Here is a 19,275-nt window from a genome sequence, read left to right as displayed (position 1 = left end):
ATATAGTTTTTATGGAAATGATATGTATAATTGTTGGTAGAAGAGTGGGGAAACCCACTCTTTCGTTTTGATTCGGGGTCATTTGTATCGTTTGTTTAAGCTATTTATTCATACATACTTAGGTTAACTAGTAAACAACCTGACCCTGCTATCTTAAGCAGGGTGTTTTCGCCTAAAAGGGTTTTTTTCTAATCCCTTTAAGCTTATGGATTTATTCTCTAGCTTAAGTGCTAATACTATGAGTAAGATTAAGGATGTATGTCAATTAGTCCTTAAATGTAAGGAGGTATAGTATGAGTAAGAAGGTCACAGAAATTGTAGAAGAGATGGTTCAGCCTATTTTAGAACCACTCAATTTGGAATTAGTCGATATAGAGTATGCAAAAGAAGGAAAAGATTGGTTTCTTCGAGTGTTTATCGATTCTGAAACAGGAGTTGATATTGAAGACTGCGGAACGGTTAGTGAAAAGTTAAGTGAAAAGCTTGATGAAGTAGACCCTATCCCGTACAACTATTTTCTTGAAGTTTCTTCACCTGGTGCAGAACGTCCTTTGAAAAAAGATAAAGACTTCGAAAAGTCAATAGGTAAGCAAGTGTATCTAAAAACATATGAACCAATTGATGGAGAAAAAGAATTTGAAGGTGAGTTAACAGGTTTTGATGGTATGACTGTCACTATCTCAATCATGATAAAGACAAGAAAAAGAATAGTTGAAATTCCGTATGAGAAGGTTGCAAGTGCAAGATTGGCTGTAACTTTTAATTAATGAATATTGTCACCATAAAGGGGGATTAGAAATCAAATGAGTAGTGAATTATTTGATGCCTTAACACTGCTTGAAAAAGAGAAAGGAATAAGCAAAGATATTATTATTGAAGCGATTGAAGCTGCTTTAATCTCTGCTTATAAACGTAATTTTAATCAAGCACAGAATGTTAGGGTTGACTTAAACCTTGCTACAGGAACAATGCGTGTATTCGCAAGAAAAGATGTAGTGCAAGAAGTGTATGATCCAAGACTTGAAGTATCAATTGAAGAAGCACGATCAATTAATCCGAATTATCAAGTAGATGATGTCATAGAAATTGAAGTGACTCCGAAAGATTTTGGAAGAATTGCTGCACAGACGGCTAAGCAGGTTGTAACACAAAGAGTGAGAGAAGCCGAAAGAGGCGTGATTTACTCAGAGTTTATTGATCGAGAAGAAGACATTATGACAGGGATCGTTCAACGTTTAGATTCGAAATTTATCTATGTAAGTTTAGGTAAAATCGAAGCACTACTTCCTGCAAACGAACAAATGCCTAATGAAAGATATAAACCTCATGATAGAATCAAGGTTTACATAACAAAGGTAGAAAAAACAACAAAAGGTCCACAGATTTTTGTTTCTAGAACACATCCAGGATTACTTAAGAGATTATTTGAAATCGAAGTTCCTGAAATTTATGATGGAACAGTTGAAATCAAGTCAGTTGCTAGAGAAGCTGGAGATCGTTCGAAAATCTCGGTTCACTCTGATAACGAAGAAGTAGATCCTGTAGGTTCTTGTGTTGGACCAAAAGGGCAGAGAGTCCAAGCCATTGTTAATGAACTTAAGGGTGAGAAGATTGACATTGTTGAATGGTCGGAGGATCCTATTGTTTTTGTGGCAAATGCACTAAGTCCTTCTAAAGTTCTTGATGTAACAGTAAATGAAGAAGATAAAGCAACAACTGTTATTGTACCTGATTATCAACTGTCACTTGCCATTGGTAAAAGAGGACAAAATGCTAGATTAGCTGCTAAGTTAACAGGATGGAAGATAGACATTAAAAGTCAAACAGAGGCTGAGCAACTAGGTATTTATCCTAGAGAAGGTTCTTCCTTTTTTGATGAAGATTATGAAGAAGAAGAGTCATTCAATTTGAATCTTGAAGAAATTGAGTGAGAGGTGAGTTAAATGGTTGGTCAAAAGAAAATACCGTTGCGAAAATGTATTGCTAGTGGTGAAATGAGGCCTAAAAAAGAACTCGTTCGCATTGTTCGATCAAAAGAAGGCGAAGTATCAATTGATCCAACAGGGAAAAAAGCAGGACGTGGTGCATATTTAAGCCTAGACAAAGAATTAATCGAACTAGCTAAGAAGAAAAACATTCTAGCAAACCATTTAAAAGTAAAAATTGAGGATTCTTTATATGAAGAATTACTTAAGATTGTCGAACAAGAGCGTAAAGTATGAATAAAAACGAGAAATGGGTTTCGTTTTTAGGTCTTGCCAATCGAGCACGAAAAGTCATCTCAGGTGAAGAGCTCGTTATAAAGGGTATTCGAAATGAGCAAGTAAAACTTGTTCTTTTAGCTGAAGATGCATCAACCAATACTGCAAAAAAAGTAAAAGATAAAAGCAGCTATTATCATATTCCGCTGCGCACTGTAAATGACCGATATACTCTTGGGTCTGCAATTGGGAAGGATGCAAGAGTGGTTGTTGCTATTACAGATATCGGTTTTGCAAATAAATTGATGTTACTGCTCGATTAATTTATTTGGGGGTGAACATATGAGTAAAATGCGCGTTTATGAATTCGCTAAAAAACATAATATCTCTAGTAAGGACGTTATTACGAAATTAAAAGAGATGGACATCGAGGTTTCAAATCATATGGCAACGTTAGAGGATGATGTTGTGGCTAAACTAGACAATAGCTATAAACAAGGGAATAGTTCTGTTAAAACTGAAGCAAAAGCTAATGTTCAAACAGAAAAGAAAGTAACAAAAGAAGTAAAGAAAAACAATGATGGAAAAAAAGCTACTACGGATAACCAAGCCAGAAAGCCATCAAATAATAATAACTTTAACAACAATAATAACAATAACAACAGAAATAGAAATAATAAGAAAAATAAACAACAAAAGAACGGGCAAAATAATAATAATAGACAGCAACAGCAATTTTCACAGCCTAAGCCTGAGAAAAAGTTGCCTGAAAAAATCACTTTTAGTGGTTCATTAACTGTTGGTGAGTTAGCGAAGGAGCTTGGTAAAGAGCCTTCGGAAATCATTAAAAAATTATTTATGCTCGGTGTAATGGCTACAATCAATCAAGAATTGGATAAAGATTCAATTGAGTTGATTGCTGGTGAATACGGAGTAGAAGTTGAAGAAGAAATTGTATTCGAATTAACTGAATTTGAAGGCTATATGTCTGAAGATAATCCAGAAGACTTAGTTGAGCGTCCATCAGTTGTTACAATTATGGGTCACGTTGACCATGGTAAAACAACTTTGCTTGATTCAATTCGTCACACTAAGGTTACTGCTGGTGAAGCTGGTGGAATTACACAGCATATTGGTGCATACCAAATCGTTGACAATGGCAAGAAAATTACCTTCCTTGATACGCCAGGACATGCTGCGTTCACAACAATGAGAGCTCGTGGGGCACAGGTAACAGACATTACTGTACTTGTAGTTGCAGCAGATGACGGTGTAATGCCTCAAACAGTTGAAGCAATCAATCATGCGAAAGCAGCAGAAGTACCAATTATTGTTGCTGTGAATAAGATGGATAAACCATCGGCGAATCCTGACCGCGTAATGCAGGAGTTAACTGAACATGGTTTAGTTCCTGAAGCATGGGGTGGAGACACAATCTTTGTTCCACTTTCAGCATTAACAGGTGAAGGAATCGACTCATTGCTTGAAATGATTCTTCTAGTTAGTGAAGTTGAAGAATATAAGGCAAATCCAAATAGAAATGCAACAGGTACTGTTATTGAAGCACAGCTTGACAAAGGTAGAGGTTCAGTAGCAACCCTACTTGTTCAAAACGGTACATTACGAGTGGGAGATCCAATCGTAGTTGGAAATACATTTGGCCGCGTACGTGCGATGGTTAATGATTTAGGTCGTCGTGTTAAGGAAGCTGGTCCATCTACACCAGTTGAAATCACTGGTTTAAATGATGTACCACTTGCTGGTGATCACTTCATGGTATTTGACGATGAGAAGAAAGCTCGTCAAGTTGGTGAGGCACGTGCTTCTAAACAACAAGTAGAGCAACGTGGAGAAAAAGTGAAGGTAAGCCTTGATGATCTATTTGAACATATTAAACAAGGTGAAATGAAAGAGATTAATTTAATTGTTAAAGCTGACGTACAAGGATCTGTTGAAGCTTTAGCTGCATCTTTGCAAAAAATTGATGTTGAAGGTGTAAAAGTTAAAATAATTCATACAGGTGTAGGCGCAATTACTGAGTCAGACATTATTTTAGCATCTGCTTCAAATGCAATCGTTATTGGATTCAATGTTCGTCCAGATGTAAATGCGAAGCGTACTGCAGAAGCAGAAGATGTAGATATCAGATTACACCGTATTATTTATAAAGTAATTGAAGAAATCGAAGCAGCAATGAAGGGAATGCTTGATCCTGAATACCAAGAAAAAGTAATCGGGCAAGCAGAAGTACGTACGACCTTCAAAGTATCTAAAATCGGTACGATTGCTGGATCATATGTAACAGATGGAAAGATTACTCGTGATAGCGGGATTCGTATCATTAGAGACGGCGTAGTCATTTTCGAAGGTGAAATTGATACTCTAAAACGTTTCAAGGATGATGTGAAAGAAGTTGCACAAAACTACGAATGTGGTATAACAATTGCCAAATTTAATGATATTAAAGAAGGAGACGTTATAGAAGCATTCATCATGGAAGAAATTGATCGTAAGTGATTGGTGTTGTAGAATGTGAATGCATGATTTATGATGCATCCTCATTAAAGGACAAAAGAGCTGTCTTACAACGAATTCTTACACGTCTTAAACAGAGATATAATGTTTCTGTTTCTGAAATTGACTTTCAAGATACGTGGCAACGCACCAAAATTGCAATAGTTACAGTTTCAACAAGTAAGCAAGTATCTGAAAGAGAGTTGAATCATTGTTTGAAATTGATTGACTCTTTCCCAGAAATTGAGCGAGCTGTAACAGAATTTGAGTGGCTTTAAAACGAGGTGATGATAATGAGTATTCGACCTACACGTGTCGGAGAACAGATGAAGAAAGAGCTTAGTGATATCATCGGGCGTAAAATAAAAGACCCACGTATTGGATTTGTAACTGTAACTGATGTTCAGGTAACTGGAGATCTCCAGCAAGCAAAAGTATATATATCAGTACTTGGTGATCATGAACAACGAGAAAACACGTTAAAAGGCCTAGCTAAGGCTAAAGGGTTTATCCGTTCAGAAATTGGCAAGCGAATCCGTTTGCGAAAAACTCCAGAAATTCAGTTTGAATTCGATGAATCCATTGATTATGGTAATCGAATTGAAACATTACTAAGTGATTTAAATCGACAATCTAATTTAGATTAATAAAAGTGAGGCTGTCCAATAAGTGCCGGGCAGCCTTATTTTTGTATTATGAAGCATAAGGAGGATATCATGGAAGGAATTCTGTTATTAAATAAACCAAAGGGTATGACATCGCATGATTGTGTCTTCAAGGTTAGGAAATTAATAAAAATGAAGAAAGTGGGTCATACAGGTACGTTAGACCCTGATGTAACCGGAGTCTTGCCTATTTGTATAGGTCGCGCGACAAAAATTGTAGAATACATAACGGCAGCAGAAAAGACTTACGAGGGTGAAGTGACACTTGGATATTCAACCACGACTGAAGATGCTTCAGGTGAAGTTGTCAGTACTAAGAAGGTTGATCGAACTATTAGTAGAGCGGATATCGAGCAGGTACTACAATCAATGTGTGGTGAGCTTGTTCAAACTCCCCCAATGTTCTCTGCAGTTAAAGTGAACGGTAAGAGATTATATGAGTATGCAAGAGCGGGTATTGAAGTAGAGCGCCCTTCAAGGACCATCAAGATTAAAGAATTTGTATTATTAGATGACAGAGAAATCTTCGAAGGGGAACAAATTTCATTTAGATTTCGAGTAACATGTAGTAAAGGAACTTATGTTCGTACATTAGCAGTAATGATTGGTGAACAATTGGGCTATCCTTCACATATGTCAGATTTGATGAGAACTGCCTCTGGCCAATATACGATTGATCATTGTTTAAGCTTTGAAGAGATTGAAGAAATGGCGGAATCGCAGATTTTGGAGAAAAATTTACAATCAATTGAAAGTGCATTATTTCATTTGCCCAAATATAAAATTAATGATACAGTAGCAGTAAAAGTCATGAATGGAGCCGTGTTAGAGATTCCAACTGAACTACAAGGCATTCAAAATCAACCTATTTGCATCATCGACAAAAATGATAAATGTCTTGCATTATATGCTAGGCATCAAACAAAAAACCATTTAATGAAGCCTGTCAAAGTTCTTGCTATCTCTTCACAAAACCAATAACAACTTTGTTACACATGAGAAAAGGTGAAATCGATGAAAACAATAAGACTCTCATACCCCCATTTTTTAAAGCAAGAAGAACTTCCAGAAACAGCTCTTGCACTAGGCTATTTTGATGGTGTTCATCTTGGTCATCAGCAAGTGATTAAAACGGCGATAGAGTATGCAAAGAAAAATGGCTTGGAAAGTGCTGTAATGACCTTTGACCCTCATCCATCAGTCGTTCTTGGACGGGAAAAGAAGATTAATCAATATATTACTCCGATTGTAGAAAAAGAACGATTAATTGCCGAATTAGGTGTGGACAGATTTTATATTGTGGAATTCTCACAGGAATTTGCTAACCTATTGCCGCAGGAATTCGTAGATCAATATATCATTGCACTTCATGTGAAGCATATTTGTGCAGGCTTTGATTTCTCATATGGAAAAATGGGGAAAGGTACAATGGAGACAATGCCTTTTCATTCACGTAACCAATTTACTCAAACAACAGTGAACAAACAAACGGTATGTGATGGTAAGAAAATTAGTTCTACCTATATAAGAGAATTAATCGGAACTGGTGATGTAGATCAGTTACCTTCACTACTTGGAAATTATTACACCATACGTGGAGAAGTGATTGACGGGGATAAGAGAGGGAGAACGATTGGGTTTCCAACGGCAAATGTGATGCCAACCTCTGATTTTTTATTACCCACGACGGGTGTATATGCCGTTAGAATCAAGGTGAAGGCTCAATGGTATAATGGTGTATGTAACATTGGCTATAAGCCTACTTTCAATAATGAGCGACGGGTTCAATCAATTGAAGTCCATATCTTTGATTTTAATGAAATGATTTATGGTGAGAGTGTCTCCGTTCAGTGGTATAAACGAATTCGCTCAGAGAAGAAATTCGAGCAAATCGCTGATTTAATTAAACAGATTGAACAAGATAAGGCAGATGCAATCTCCTTTTTTGAAAAAAAAGAGGAACAGACTTGCTTTTTGTCTTAAAAAGATGTATTCTTATTAACGTGTTAAGAGAACCATTGCTTGGCAGGACGAGTCACCAACGTCTGCTCGGTAATCGGGGATTATATTTTAGAGGAGGTGAATAGGATGGCAATCACACAAGAGCGTAAAAATGAACTAATCAATGAGTTTAAAACTCATGAGAGCGACACTGGATCTCCAGAAGTTCAAATCGCTGTCCTTACGGAATCAATTAATAATTTGAACGATCATTTACGTACTCATAAGAAAGATCATCATTCACGTCGTGGTCTTTTAAAGATGGTTGGTAGACGTCGTAACTTACTTACTTATCTACGTAACAAAGACGTAACTCGTTATCGTGACCTTATTAATAAATTAGGTTTACGTAGATAACTTTTTAGAAAGCGGGAGAATTCCCGCTTTTTTATTAGCAATAAAATAAACCTATGATAAACAATTTTTTACATACGAAACTTGTGATGATATCATTAATTAATATAGTTCATACTAGAAATACATACTAAAAATATGAGTCAAATAAATTTCTTTATGAAATTTTTACATATGAGAGGAGTAATAACATGGAACAACAAGGTAAACAACATTTTTCCATGAACTGGGCAGGCCGTGAGCTTACAGTTGAAATTGGTCAATTGGCAAAACAGGCAAACGGTGCAGTATTAGTTCGATATGGAGAAACAGTCGTTCTTAGTACGGCTACAGCTTCAAAAGAACCTAAAAATCTAGATTTCTTCCCATTAACTGTGAATTACGAAGAAAGATTATACGCTGTAGGGAAAATTCCAGGCGGTTTCATTAAACGTGAAGGTAGACCAAGTGAGAAGGCTATCCTTGCTAGTCGTCTTATTGACAGACCAATTAGACCATTATTTGCTGATGGTTTCCGTAATGAAGTTCAAGTAATTAGTATTGTTATGAGTGTTGATCAAAATTGTTCTTCTGAAATGGCAGCAATGTTTGGTTCCTCATTGGCATTAAGTGTCTCAGATATTCCATTTGATGGTCCGATTGCAGGTGTAATCGTTGGTCGAATTGATAATGAGTTCGTTATAAACCCTTCTGTTGAACAGCTTGAGAAGAGTGATATTCACTTAGTTGTAGCTGGAACGAAGGATGCAATTAACATGGTTGAAGCTGGTGCAGAAGAAGTATCAGAGGAAACAATGCTTGAAGCTATTATGTTTGGTCACGAAGAAATCAAACGTCTAATCGCTTTCCAGGAAGAGATTGCTTCTGCGATTGGAAAAGAAAAGTTAGAAGTTCAATTATATGTCATTGATCAAGAATTAGAAAAACAAGTTCGTGAAATGGCTGAAAAAGATCTTACTACTGCCGTACAAGTGGTAGAAAAGCATGCAAGAGAAGCAGCGATTAATGAAATACGAACTGCTGTAATTGAGAAATTTGAAGCACAAGAAGCTGATGATGCTACTCTTAAGCAAGTAAAGGAAATTTTGTACAAGCTTGTGAAGGAAGAAGTACGTCGACTTATAACAGTTGAGAAGGTTCGCCCAGATGGTAGAAAGATTGATCAAATAAGACATCTTTCTTCAGAGGTTGGATTACTTCCAAGAACACATGGTTCTGGACTATTTACTCGTGGGCAAACTCAAGCCTTAAGTATTTGTACACTTGGAGCTTTAGGGGATGTTCAGATTTTAGACGGTCTTGGGATTGAGGAATCAAAACGCTTCATGCATCACTATAATTTCCCACAATTTAGTGTTGGGGAAACTGGACCAATGAGAGGACCAGGACGACGTGAGATTGGTCATGGTGCGTTAGGTGAAAGAGCGTTAGAGCCTGTTATTCCTTCTGAAAAGGACTTTCCTTATACAATCCGCTTAGTTTCTGAGGTTCTTGAATCAAATGGTTCAACCTCACAAGCAAGTATTTGTGCAAGTACTCTTGCAATGATGGATGCTGGTGTTCCAATTAAAGCACCAGTAGCTGGGATTGCAATGGGATTAGTGAAATCTGGAGAGCATTATTCAGTATTAACTGATATCCAGGGCATGGAAGATCACTTAGGTGATATGGACTTTAAAGTCGCTGGAACAGCAAAGGGAATTACTGCATTGCAAATGGATATCAAAATTGACGGATTATCTAAAGAAATTCTTGAGGAAGCATTGCAACAAGCAAAAATTGGTCGTAGCCAGATTCTTGACTCAATGCTAAGCACAATTCAAGATCCTAGAAATCAACTATCAAAATATGCACCGAAAATTGTTTCAATGAAAATTAACCCTGACAAAATTAGAGATGTTATTGGACCAAGTGGAAAACAAATCAATAAGATCATTGATGAAACAGGTGTAAAAATTGACATTGAGCAAGATGGTACAGTATTTATCTCTTCTATTGACGAAGAAATGATCGAAAAGGCTAAAAAGATCATCGAGGATATCGTCAGGGAAGTAGAAGTTGGACAAATGTATCTTGGTAAAGTAAAACGAATCGAAAAATTTGGTGCGTTCGTCGAAATCTTTAATGGAAAAGACGGCTTAGTTCATATTTCTGAATTAGCAGAAGAACGTATTGGTAAAGTCGAGGACGTTGTCTCTATTGGTGATCAATTGTTAGTGAAGGTAACAGAAATTGACAAGCAGGGTCGTGTGAACCTATCAAGAAAAGCAGTGATCAAAGAAGAAAAAGAAAAGCAACAACAGCAATAAAACGTTAAGGCCTGGTCATCCGGGCTTTTTTGGCATGGAAATTGGTTTAAAAAAGCCTGTTTTCTCAAAATATGTTGATATGAGAATTTTAGCAGCCTGAATACACGTAGACTCCCGTGGGAACAGTGGCTAGAGTGAGACCCCACAGGAGCAAAGCGACGAGGAGGCTCATCGGTCACACACAGGACGCGGAGTGTATTCTGCTGCGGCTTTAAAAACAACAATTTATACAACTGTCTTTTTAAAAGTTCTACCTTGTCCCCCACATACATAATTGTAGTATAAAGGGGGATTTCTGATGAAAAGATCATACATACACTTTATTTCGTTTTTATTTATATTTATCATTTCAGTTAGTACCATCCAAAATCCATATACGACTAATTATATAGGTGATTTAAAAGATGATAGTGTAACTGTCTCAAAGCAAGTGAATTCTTTGTATCAAGAAATCGTTGACAAAGCTAGTGAATATGAAGTCGCACCCATTGATGCTGAAATTAATAAAGTCTGGAAAGCGACTCCTGGCTATAATGGAATTCAGGTTGATGTCGATGCATCTTATAAAAAAATGAAAAAAGAGGGCAATTTTGATGAACAACATCTTGTCCTTAAACAGGTTTCACCAAAAGTTCATTTAGATGATTTGCCACCTGAAGCCATCTATCGTGGGAATCCTGATAAGCCAATGGTTTCCTTTTTAATAAATGTTGCTTGGGGAAATGAGTACATTCCTGATATGCTTGACACATTGGAAAAGCATCATGTGAAAGCAACGTTCTTTCTCGAAGGTAGATGGGTTAATGAAAATCCTGATTTAGCAAAAATGATTGTGTCTGCAGGTCATGAAGTTGGGAACCATTCATATACACATCCTAACTTAAAAACAATGCCTTCATCATCAGTTGTTGAGCAATTAGCAAAAACAAATGACGTCATTGAAGCAACTACTGGAAAGAAACCTACACTCTTCGCTCCGCCAAGTGGCAATTACCGTGATGAAGTAGTAAAAATAGCTGCAGAACAAGGGATGAAGACCATCATGTGGAGTGTAGATACGATTGATTGGCAACGTCCAACGCCAGATGTACTTGTACAAAGAGTGATGAGTAAAGTGCACCCAGGAGCTCTTATCTTAATGCACCCAACTTCATCAACCTCACAAGCTTTAGAAACACTAATCGTTTCAATAAAACAAAAAGAATATATTATTAATAATGTGTCTACATTATTAAGTGAAGAAAGAGTCATGAAATAGCATAAGTGCGGATTAATATTTTTGAAATGCGTGCAAATTAGACGGGAGGAACGCTCTTTGATCAAAAAATATACTTGTCAAAACGGTGTAAGAGTTGTATTAGAAAATATCCCAACAGTGCGGTCGGTAGCAATAGGTGTTTGGATTGGTACTGGTTCAAGAAGTGAGAATGAATCAAACAATGGGATTTCCCATTTTCTTGAGCATATGTTTTTCAAAGGGACAACAACACGTACAGCACGTGAAATTGCTGAATCCTTTGATAGCATTGGTGGACAGGTAAATGCCTTTACATCAAAGGAGTATACTTGTTACTACGCTAAGGTTCTAGACGAGCATTCTAAATTTGCGTTAGAAACATTAGCTGATATGTTTTTTAATTCTTCTTTCATTACTGAGGAGCTTAACAAAGAGAAGAATGTAGTTCTAGAAGAAATCAAGATGTATGAAGATACTCCAGATGATATTGTTCATGATTTATTAAGCAAAGCAAGCTATGAAAATCATCCTTTAGGCTATCCAATTTTGGGAACTGAAGAAACGTTAAATACGTTTAATAGTGATAGTTTGCGTGAGTATATGAATGAATTCTACACACCTGATAATGTTGTCGTATCAGTTGCTGGAAATATTGATGACAGCTTTATTAAGGAAGTTGAGAGTCTGTTTGGGGCTTATTCCTCTGACCACACTAAGAAGAAGCATACTGCTCCGTCCTTTCATACAAATAAAATTGTGAGAAAGAAAGAAACTGAGCAAGCTCATTTGTGTATAGGGTATAATGGTCTACAAATTGGGGACAAGGATATTTATAACTTAATTGTTTTAAACAATATCCTCGGTGGAAGTATGAGTAGCCGTTTATTCCAAGAGGTGAGAGAGCAAAGAGGACTTGCTTATTCAATCTTCTCTTATCATTCTTCATTTGAGGATAATGGCCTTCTTACGATATATGGTGGTACTGGTGCAAACCAGCTAGACACTTTATTTGAAACAATCATGGATACTCTAGCTCAACTGAAAAAAGAAGGAATTACTCCTAAAGAGTTAACAAACAGTAAAGAGCAAATGAAGGGTAATTTGATGTTAAGTCTAGAGAGTACGAATAGTAGAATGAGTCGAAACGGAAAGAATGAACTATTGCTTAAAAAGCACAGATCTCTCGATGAAATGATTGAATTAATCAATGCTGTCGAGGAAACGGGTGTCAATCAATTGGCAAATCAACTATTCACAGATGATTATTCTGTCGCATTAATCAGTCCAAATGAACAACTACCTAAAAAGCTTCAAAATTAACATACCTGTACGATTTTTGCTTCTAAAAAATGGACTACTCCATACAATGTTAGTAAAAGGAGTGGTTTTATGAGGCTAAGTGAATTAGGTGGAAAAGAAATTGTCGATGTCAAACGAGCAGAACGCTTAGGTGTACTTGGGCAAACAGACCTTGAGATTAATGAACACACTGGTCAAATCAATGCATTAATTATTCCATCATTAAAATGGTTTGGTCTTAAAAAACAAGGGAACGAGGTTCGTGTTCCATGGAACCATATAAAAAAAATCGGTACGGATATGATTATCATTGATATTCCAGATGAGATTTCAGTAGAACAATCAAAGAACTAGGAAGAAGCAGTCGAGCAGTGTCTCGATTGCTTTTTTTTATTCACCCATTGGTTTACGTTTACATATGATGAATGAGAAAGTGTTAGTTTGACATGGAAATATTTAAATAGAGCGCGTTAAAAGCTATAAAAGAAGAAGGTGAATTGAATGTTGACGGATATGCATGTAGCAATTATAGGTGGAGATGCACGACAATTAGAAGTGATTCGAAAGCTAATCGAATTAGATGCTAAGCTTTCATTAATAGGATTTGATCAGCTAGATCATGGTTTTACAGGAGCTTCTAAGGAACAAATTGATGAACTAGACTTTTCGACTGTCGATGCCATTATTTTACCTGTAGCTGGTACAAATATGGAAGGTATTGTTGAAACGATCTTCTCGAACGAAAAAGTGCACTTAACCGAAGAGATACTTGCAAATACACCAGAACATTGCACGATTTATTCAGGAATAAGCAATGACTATTTAAATAATATCGTCAGCTCCACAAATCGCAAATTAGTTAAATTATTTGAACGAGATGATGTGGCAATTTATAATTCAATTCCTACAGTTGAAGGAACAATTATGATCGTCATACAACATACAGACATTACCATTCATGATTCTAATGTCATGGTTTTAGGACTTGGTCGTGTTGGAATGAGTGTAGCAAGAACCTTTGCAGCACTAGGAGCCCACGTAAAGGTTGGAGCTAGAAAATCAGAACATATTGCAAGAATAAAAGAAATGGGGCTGACTCCCTTTCTTCTATCAGATTTAGACAAAGAAGTAATTGATATTGATGTATGCATAAATACAATTCCGACTCGAATTGTGACTGCATCAGTCATTTCAAAAATGCCACCACATACTTTAATTGTTGATCTCGCCTCTAAGCCTGGGGGAACAGATTTTCGATATGCTGAAAAAAGAGGAATCAAAGCTTTACTCGCACCTGGATTACCAGGGATTGTAGCACACAAAACAGCAGGACAGATTATTGCAAATGTAATGACTCAGCTCCTTTTAGAACAATTACAACAAAGAGAGGAGAATGCATAATGGATTTAAAGGGGAAACGAATTGGTTTTGGTTTAACAGGTTCTCATTGTACTTATGATGCGGTACTACCTGAAATTCAAAAGCTAGTGGATGCTGGAGCAGAAGTCAGACCGGTAGTATCTTATACAGTAAAGTCAACAAATACTAGATTTGGTAAGGGCGAGGATTGGGTAAAGAAGCTAGAAGAGGTAACTGGTCATAAGGTAATTGATTCTATTGTTGGTGCTGAACCATTAGGACCAAAGCTTCCTTTAGATTGTATGGTGATTGCTCCACTTACAGGTAATACAATGAGTAAATTCGCAAACGCAATGACAGAATCCCCTGTACTAATGGCTGCTAAGGCCACATTACGAAATTTAAAACCAGTCGTACTTGGAATCTCAACTAATGATGCACTTGGATTAAATGGAGTAAATTTAATGCGTTTGATGTCTACGAAAAATGTCTATTTCATTCCTTTCGGTCAAGATGCACCAGATTCAAAGCCTAACTCAATGGTGGCTAGAATGGAGTTATTATCTGACACTGTCTTAGCAGCAATGGACGGAAAACAATTACAACCGGTAATTATTGAGAAATTTCGTGATAGCTAATCCAGGGTTCACCTGATAAAATAAGAAGAGAAGATAATTGAAAAAATCTTCTCTTCTTTACTACGTAAATGTGTTAAAATAATAGTTATTAATTTTCATAAGAGAATTTTCTTGTGAGAGAGAAGATGTCTCTTTAGAAAACCAGCCCATTATACGACGTAACGATCAAAACTAATTCTTTTATTATGGATATAAATTGGGGGTAAAGAAATGAGTAAAACAAATGGAATACATGTAGCCGTACTTGGTGCAACAGGAGCAGTAGGCCAACAAATGATTCAAACATTAGAATCTAGAGGCTTTCCAGTTGGAAAATTGACACTGTTATCTTCTGAGCGATCAGCAGGTAAGAAGGTTACATTTAATGGTCAAGAAATTACAGTAGAAGTAGCTACTCCAGATAAATTTGAAGGTGTTGACATTGCACTATTTAGTGCAGGTGGAGATATCTCAAAAAAGATGGCTCCTGAAGCAGTTAAGCGTGGTGCTATCGTTGTAGATAATACAAGTGCTTTCCGTATGGACGAGAATGTGCCACTTGTAGTACCTGAAGTGAATGAAGAGGCACTTCATACTCATAATGGAATTATTGCCAATCCAAATTGCTCAACAATTCAAATGGTTGTTGCGTTAGAACCAGTTAGAAAATCTTACGGATTAAATAAAGTGATTGTTTCGACATATCAAGCTGTTTCTGGTGCAGGAGCTGCTGCGATTAACGAATTGAAAGAGCAAAGTAAAGCGATTCTCGAAGGCAAAGAAATCAAGCCAGAGATTCTTCCTGTTAAAGGAGATAAGAAGCATTACCAAATTGCTTTTAATGCAGTCCCACAAATTGATAAATTCCAAGATAATGGATTTACCTTTGAAGAAATGAAAATGATTAATGAAACGAAAAAAATAATGTCAATGCCTGATCTTCAAGTGGCAGCTACATGTGTACGTTTGCCAGTAGAAACAGGACATTCAGAGTCTGTTTATTTTGAAGTGAACGAAAGTGGTGTAAGCTCTGAACAAATCAAGAGCTTATTACAGGATTCACCAGGTGTGACGTTACAGGATGATCCTGCTAATCAGGTCTACCCAATGCCAGCAGACTGCGTTGGTAAAAACGATGTATTTGTAGGTAGAATCAGAAAAGACTTAGACAACGATAAAGGATTCCATATGTGGGTTGTTTCAGATAATTTACTGAAGGGCGCTGCATGGAACTCTGTTCAAATCGCTGAAAGTCTATTAAAGTTAGGGTTAGTTAAATAAGTAAGAAAAATATGAATTGATATGACGGAGATTTGGATAGAGAGTCATTCATGTCACTTTCTATCCATTAATCTATGACATCTATACGGGGTGTTTAATTAAATGAGTATAATCGTCCAAAAATTTGGAGGAACATCTGTTAAAGATGAGACATCTAGAGAATTAGCTAGAAACCATATCCAAAAAGCAATTGATGAAGGGAACAAAGTCGTTGTTGTCGTTTCAGCAATGGGCCGAGATGGTGACCCATATGCAACTGATACATTATTAAATCTAGTTGATGGGAACCAGACGACATTGAACTTAAGAGAAATTGATATGCTAATGGCATGTGGTGAATTAATTTCAAGTGTTGTTTTTTCTAATATGTTAAATAAAAATGGTATTCGTGCAACTGCTTTTAATGGAGCGCAGGCAGGATTTAGAACGAACAACGATCACACAAATGGTAAAATCATCGAAATGAAATGTGACCGACTCCTAGCAGCCATGGAAGAATATGATGTAGTTGTAGTGACTGGTTTTCAAGGAATTAATGAGTTAGGGGATATAACTACACTTGGACGCGGTGGTAGTGACACATCAGCTGCGGCAATTGGTGCAGCCATCCAAGCGAAATGGATTGATATCTTTACCGATGTAGAAGGTGTTATGACAGCAGATCCTAGAATCGTGAAGGATGCAAGACCATTAACTTCTGTAACCTATACAGAAATTTGTAACATGGCATACCAAGGGGCAAAAGTGATTCATCCTCGCGCAGTAGAGATTGCAATGCAAGCGAAAGTTCCAATTCGTATTCGCTCCACATATTCTGATTCTGTTGGTACTCTTGTAACAAGTATTAACAAAGAAGAGAATAAAGGAACAGATGTGAAGGAACGAGTGATAACAGGAATTGCACATGTTTCAAATGTATCGCAAATTAAGGTTCAAGCGAAAAAAGGACAGTATAATGTTCAGACAGAAGTCTTTAAAGCGATGGCGAAAGAAAAGATTAGTGTTGATTTCTTCAATATTACACCAACAAGTGTTGTATATACAGTTGCTGGTGATAAAACAGATAAGGCAGTTAAGATTCTAGAGGAGTTAGGATATCAGCCTTCAGTCACTCGTGAATGTGCCAAGGTATCAACTGTAGGTGCAGGTATGAACGGTGTTCCTGGAGTTACCGCTAAGATTGTAACGGCTTTATCTGAACAAGGGATTGGTATTTTACAATCGGCTGATAGCCATACAACCATTTGGGTGTTAGTTAAACAAGAAGATATGCATAAGGCAATTAACGCTCTACACACTGCTTTTCAACTATCAGAAAACCCAGCTAAAACAACCAAATAGTATTAATTGTTAGGAGTGTAAGTAGCATGATAGATTTTGGAAAAGTTTCGACTGCAATGGTTACCCCATTTGACAGTAGAGGGAATATAGACTTTGTAAAAACGACTCAATTGGTCAACTATCTTATCAATAACGGAACAGATTCATTAGTAATAGCAGGTACAACAGGTGAGTCTCCTACCCTATCATCTGAAGAAAAAATAGCACTTTTTAAACATGTGGTTCAAGTTGTGGATGGTCGTATACCAGTGATCGCTGGAACTGGGAGTAATAATACGTATGCATCAATTGAATTAACGAAAAAGGCTGCAGACACAGGGGTAGATGCAGTGATGCTTGTTGCACCTTATTATAATAAGCCATGTCAGGAAGGGCTTTATCAGCATTTCAAAAAAATTGCAGAAAGTACTTCTCTACCTGTTATGATTTATAATATTCCAGCTAGATCTGTTGTAAATATTTCAGCTGATGTCACTATTAAGTTGTCAAAAATCCCTAATGTTATAGCAGTTAAAGAAGCAAGCGGTAATTTAGATGCGATTACTGAAATTATTGCAAACACGGATGATGATTTTTCCGTTTACTGTGGGGATGATGCGTTGACAATCCCGGTTATGTCGATTGGAGGAAAAGGAATCGTGTCTGTTGCTTCTCATATTATGGGGAACGAGATGCAAGAAATGATTTCCTTATTTGAAAAAGGGCAAATCGCCGAAGCAGCAAAATATCATCAACGCTTATTACCAATTATGAAATCTTTGTTTAAGGCACCAAGTCCGACTCCTGTCAAAACAGCTTTACAGCTAAAGGGACTAGATGTAGGATCAGTAAGATTGCCATTAATACCACTAACAGAACAAGAACGTACGACTTTGTTTCATTCACTACAAAACCTTTAAGAGTTGATCAATTGATCAGCTCTTTTTTTTTGAAAACATTTGATTCTATGAGTAAGAGGGAATGTTTCAAGAGATAGTCGTTAATAATAATATGAGACTATCGCTTGAAAGGGGATACTTATGGACAACGATCAATACATAACAAATGAGCAACCTGAAGAAGGTCAAGATAAAGGAACTGAAGGAAAAGCTCCTAATCTGATTGAAAAAATTCAACAGCTAGGACAGACGAATGTACCGCAAATGTCTGGTGATTCTAAGATACATTGTTTGACAATCATTGGACAAATTGAAGGGCATATGCAACTGCCACCACAAAATAAAACTACGAAATATGAACATGTCATCCCGCAAATTGTTGCAATTGAACAAAATCCAAAAATAGAAGGGTTATTAGTGATTTTGAATACAGTAGGCGGTGATGTTGAAGCAGGCTTAGCCATATCTGAAATGTTAGCTTCATTATCAAAACCAACTGTATCGATTGTTTTAGGTGGCGGACATTCAATAGGTGTTCCAATAGCGGTGTCTTGTGATTATTCATATATTGCCGAAACGGCTACAATGACGATCCACCCTGTTCGTCTAACAGGTCTAGTGATTGGTGTGCCACAAACCTTCGAATACCTTGATAAAATGCAGGATCGAGTGGTTAATTTTGTTACAAAGAACTCAAACATTACAGAAGATCGATTTAAAGAGCTAATGTTCTCAAAGGGGAATTTAACAAGAGATATTGGAACAAATGTTGTAGGCTCAGATGCAGTGAAATATGGACTCATTAATGAAGTCGGTGGGGTTGGTCAAGCAATAAAAAAGCTGAATGAATTAATCGAGGCACGAAATCTAAGTGAAGGTGGACAGATGCTTCAATGATCTTATATTCGATTATGCCACAAGAATATATTTATCCTCCAGATGAACGTGAGTTTCAGAAGCAAAGAGTTATAGAAATGAATGGTGTTCCAATTCTTGTCAATGAATTAAATCCAGGAGAACACTATATTGTACAAGTGATGAGCAGTAATCCACAAGATTATTTAAATGAACAATTCACACCTGGAAGTAGGATTACTTTCCGAACAGAATGAACGATACCTTCTTACTTTTTTACTTTTATGTGATATAATTTAATGAAAAGACATGAGTAGCAGCCAAATCTTTGGCTGCTTTCTTCTTTAAAAGGTAATGTTTTAGC

21 protein-coding genes are annotated in these 19,275 nt (G+C 36.7%); all 21 read left to right on the top strand.

Going from position 1 to position 19,275, the window contains the following annotated elements; all coding sequences use genetic code 11:
• Window positions 1-293 precede the first annotated feature (293 nt).
• The 21 genes from rimP to F7888_RS04520 all read left to right on the top strand — a co-directional run bounded on the left by rimP (window position 294) and on the right by F7888_RS04520 (window position 19,168).
• On the top strand, window positions 294-767 hold the full coding sequence (rimP, locus tag F7888_RS04620; protein ID WP_191777668.1) for a ribosome maturation factor RimP: 474 nt from the start codon (window positions 294-296) through the stop codon (window positions 765-767).
• 36 nt (window positions 768-803) lie between these two features.
• On the top strand, window positions 804-1,931 hold the full coding sequence (gene nusA, locus F7888_RS04615) for a transcription termination factor NusA (RefSeq protein ID WP_191777666.1): 1,128 nt from the start codon (window positions 804-806) through the stop codon (window positions 1,929-1,931).
• A gap of 12 nt (window positions 1,932-1,943) precedes the next feature.
• Window positions 1,944-2,222, top strand: coding sequence for an RNase P modulator RnpM (gene rnpM / locus F7888_RS04610; RefSeq protein WP_191777664.1), 279 nt, complete (start codon window positions 1,944-1,946; stop codon window positions 2,220-2,222).
• Window positions 2,219-2,524 (top strand): YlxQ family RNA-binding protein, encoded by a 306-nt coding sequence (locus tag F7888_RS04605; RefSeq protein ID WP_191777662.1) that lies wholly within the window; start codon window positions 2,219-2,221, stop codon window positions 2,522-2,524. Before rnpM ends, F7888_RS04605 begins: the two co-directional genes overlap by 4 nt.
• A gap of 19 nt (window positions 2,525-2,543) precedes the next feature.
• The gene (gene infB, locus F7888_RS04600; protein WP_191777660.1) at window positions 2,544-4,718 is read left to right on the top strand and encodes a translation initiation factor IF-2; all 2,175 of its coding nucleotides are present in this window, start codon (window positions 2,544-2,546) and stop codon (window positions 4,716-4,718) included.
• Entirely contained in the window at window positions 4,715-4,993 is a 279-nt protein-coding gene (locus F7888_RS04595) for a DUF503 domain-containing protein (RefSeq protein WP_191777658.1), read from the top strand. The genes infB and F7888_RS04595 overlap by 4 nt, the downstream gene beginning before the upstream one ends.
• Before the next feature lie 15 nt (window positions 4,994-5,008).
• Window positions 5,009-5,362 carry a 30S ribosome-binding factor RbfA gene (gene rbfA / locus F7888_RS04590; RefSeq protein WP_191777656.1) on the top strand — a complete coding sequence of 118 codons (354 nt, stop codon included), beginning with the start codon at window positions 5,009-5,011 and terminating at the stop codon, window positions 5,360-5,362.
• A gap of 69 nt (window positions 5,363-5,431) precedes the next feature.
• On the top strand, window positions 5,432-6,361 hold the full coding sequence (gene truB / locus F7888_RS04585; RefSeq protein WP_191777654.1) for a tRNA pseudouridine(55) synthase TruB: 930 nt from the start codon (window positions 5,432-5,434) through the stop codon (window positions 6,359-6,361).
• 33 nt (window positions 6,362-6,394) lie between these two features.
• Complete coding sequence (gene ribF / locus F7888_RS04580) at window positions 6,395-7,363, top strand: bifunctional riboflavin kinase/FAD synthetase (protein ID WP_191777652.1); 969 nt, start codon at window positions 6,395-6,397, stop codon at window positions 7,361-7,363.
• 105 nt (window positions 7,364-7,468) lie between these two features.
• On the top strand, window positions 7,469-7,738 hold the full coding sequence (gene rpsO / locus F7888_RS04575; RefSeq protein ID WP_191777650.1) for a 30S ribosomal protein S15: 270 nt from the start codon (window positions 7,469-7,471) through the stop codon (window positions 7,736-7,738).
• A 188-nt stretch (window positions 7,739-7,926) separates the two neighbouring features.
• Window positions 7,927-10,044, top strand: a complete 2,118-nt coding sequence (gene pnp / locus F7888_RS04570) for a polyribonucleotide nucleotidyltransferase (RefSeq protein ID WP_191777648.1) — start codon at window positions 7,927-7,929, stop codon at window positions 10,042-10,044.
• Window positions 10,045-10,342: 298 nt separating this feature from the next.
• Complete coding sequence (locus tag F7888_RS04565; RefSeq protein WP_191777645.1) at window positions 10,343-11,302, top strand: polysaccharide deacetylase family protein; 960 nt, start codon at window positions 10,343-10,345, stop codon at window positions 11,300-11,302.
• Window positions 11,303-11,359: 57 nt separating this feature from the next.
• Window positions 11,360-12,601 carry a M16 family metallopeptidase gene (locus tag F7888_RS04560; protein ID WP_191777643.1) on the top strand — a complete coding sequence of 414 codons (1,242 nt, stop codon included), beginning with the start codon at window positions 11,360-11,362 and terminating at the stop codon, window positions 12,599-12,601.
• 69 nt (window positions 12,602-12,670) lie between these two features.
• On the top strand, window positions 12,671-12,934 hold the full coding sequence (locus F7888_RS04555; protein WP_191777641.1) for a YlmC/YmxH family sporulation protein: 264 nt from the start codon (window positions 12,671-12,673) through the stop codon (window positions 12,932-12,934).
• A 147-nt stretch (window positions 12,935-13,081) separates the two neighbouring features.
• Entirely contained in the window at window positions 13,082-13,981 is a 900-nt protein-coding gene (dpaA, locus tag F7888_RS04550) for a dipicolinic acid synthetase subunit A (protein WP_191777639.1), read from the top strand.
• Window positions 13,981-14,577, top strand: coding sequence for a dipicolinate synthase subunit B (locus F7888_RS04545; protein ID WP_191777637.1), 597 nt, complete (start codon window positions 13,981-13,983; stop codon window positions 14,575-14,577). Before dpaA ends, F7888_RS04545 begins: the two co-directional genes overlap by 1 nt.
• A 210-nt stretch (window positions 14,578-14,787) precedes the next feature.
• Entirely contained in the window at window positions 14,788-15,837 is a 1,050-nt protein-coding gene (gene asd, locus F7888_RS04540; protein WP_191777635.1) for an aspartate-semialdehyde dehydrogenase, read from the top strand.
• Window positions 15,838-15,939: 102 nt separating this feature from the next.
• On the top strand, window positions 15,940-17,178 hold the full coding sequence (gene dapG, locus F7888_RS04535; protein WP_191777633.1) for an aspartate kinase: 1,239 nt from the start codon (window positions 15,940-15,942) through the stop codon (window positions 17,176-17,178).
• Window positions 17,179-17,204: 26 nt separating this feature from the next.
• The gene (dapA, locus tag F7888_RS04530; RefSeq protein WP_191777631.1) at window positions 17,205-18,077 is read left to right on the top strand and encodes a 4-hydroxy-tetrahydrodipicolinate synthase; all 873 of its coding nucleotides are present in this window, start codon (window positions 17,205-17,207) and stop codon (window positions 18,075-18,077) included.
• A gap of 120 nt (window positions 18,078-18,197) precedes the next feature.
• Window positions 18,198-18,953: a ClpP family protease gene (locus F7888_RS04525; protein ID WP_191777629.1), complete on the top strand. Its 756-nt coding sequence runs from the start codon at window positions 18,198-18,200 to the stop codon at window positions 18,951-18,953.
• Window positions 18,950-19,168, top strand: coding sequence for a YlzJ-like family protein (locus F7888_RS04520; RefSeq protein WP_191777627.1), 219 nt, complete (start codon window positions 18,950-18,952; stop codon window positions 19,166-19,168). Before F7888_RS04525 ends, F7888_RS04520 begins: the two co-directional genes overlap by 4 nt.
• The last annotated feature ends 107 nt before the right edge of the window (window positions 19,169-19,275 follow it).

Source organism: Litchfieldia stipae, assembly GCF_014837155.1.
GTDB lineage: Bacteria > Bacillota > Bacilli > Bacillales > Bacillaceae_L > Litchfieldia.
This window is presented reverse-complemented; position numbering and strand designations above follow the sequence as displayed.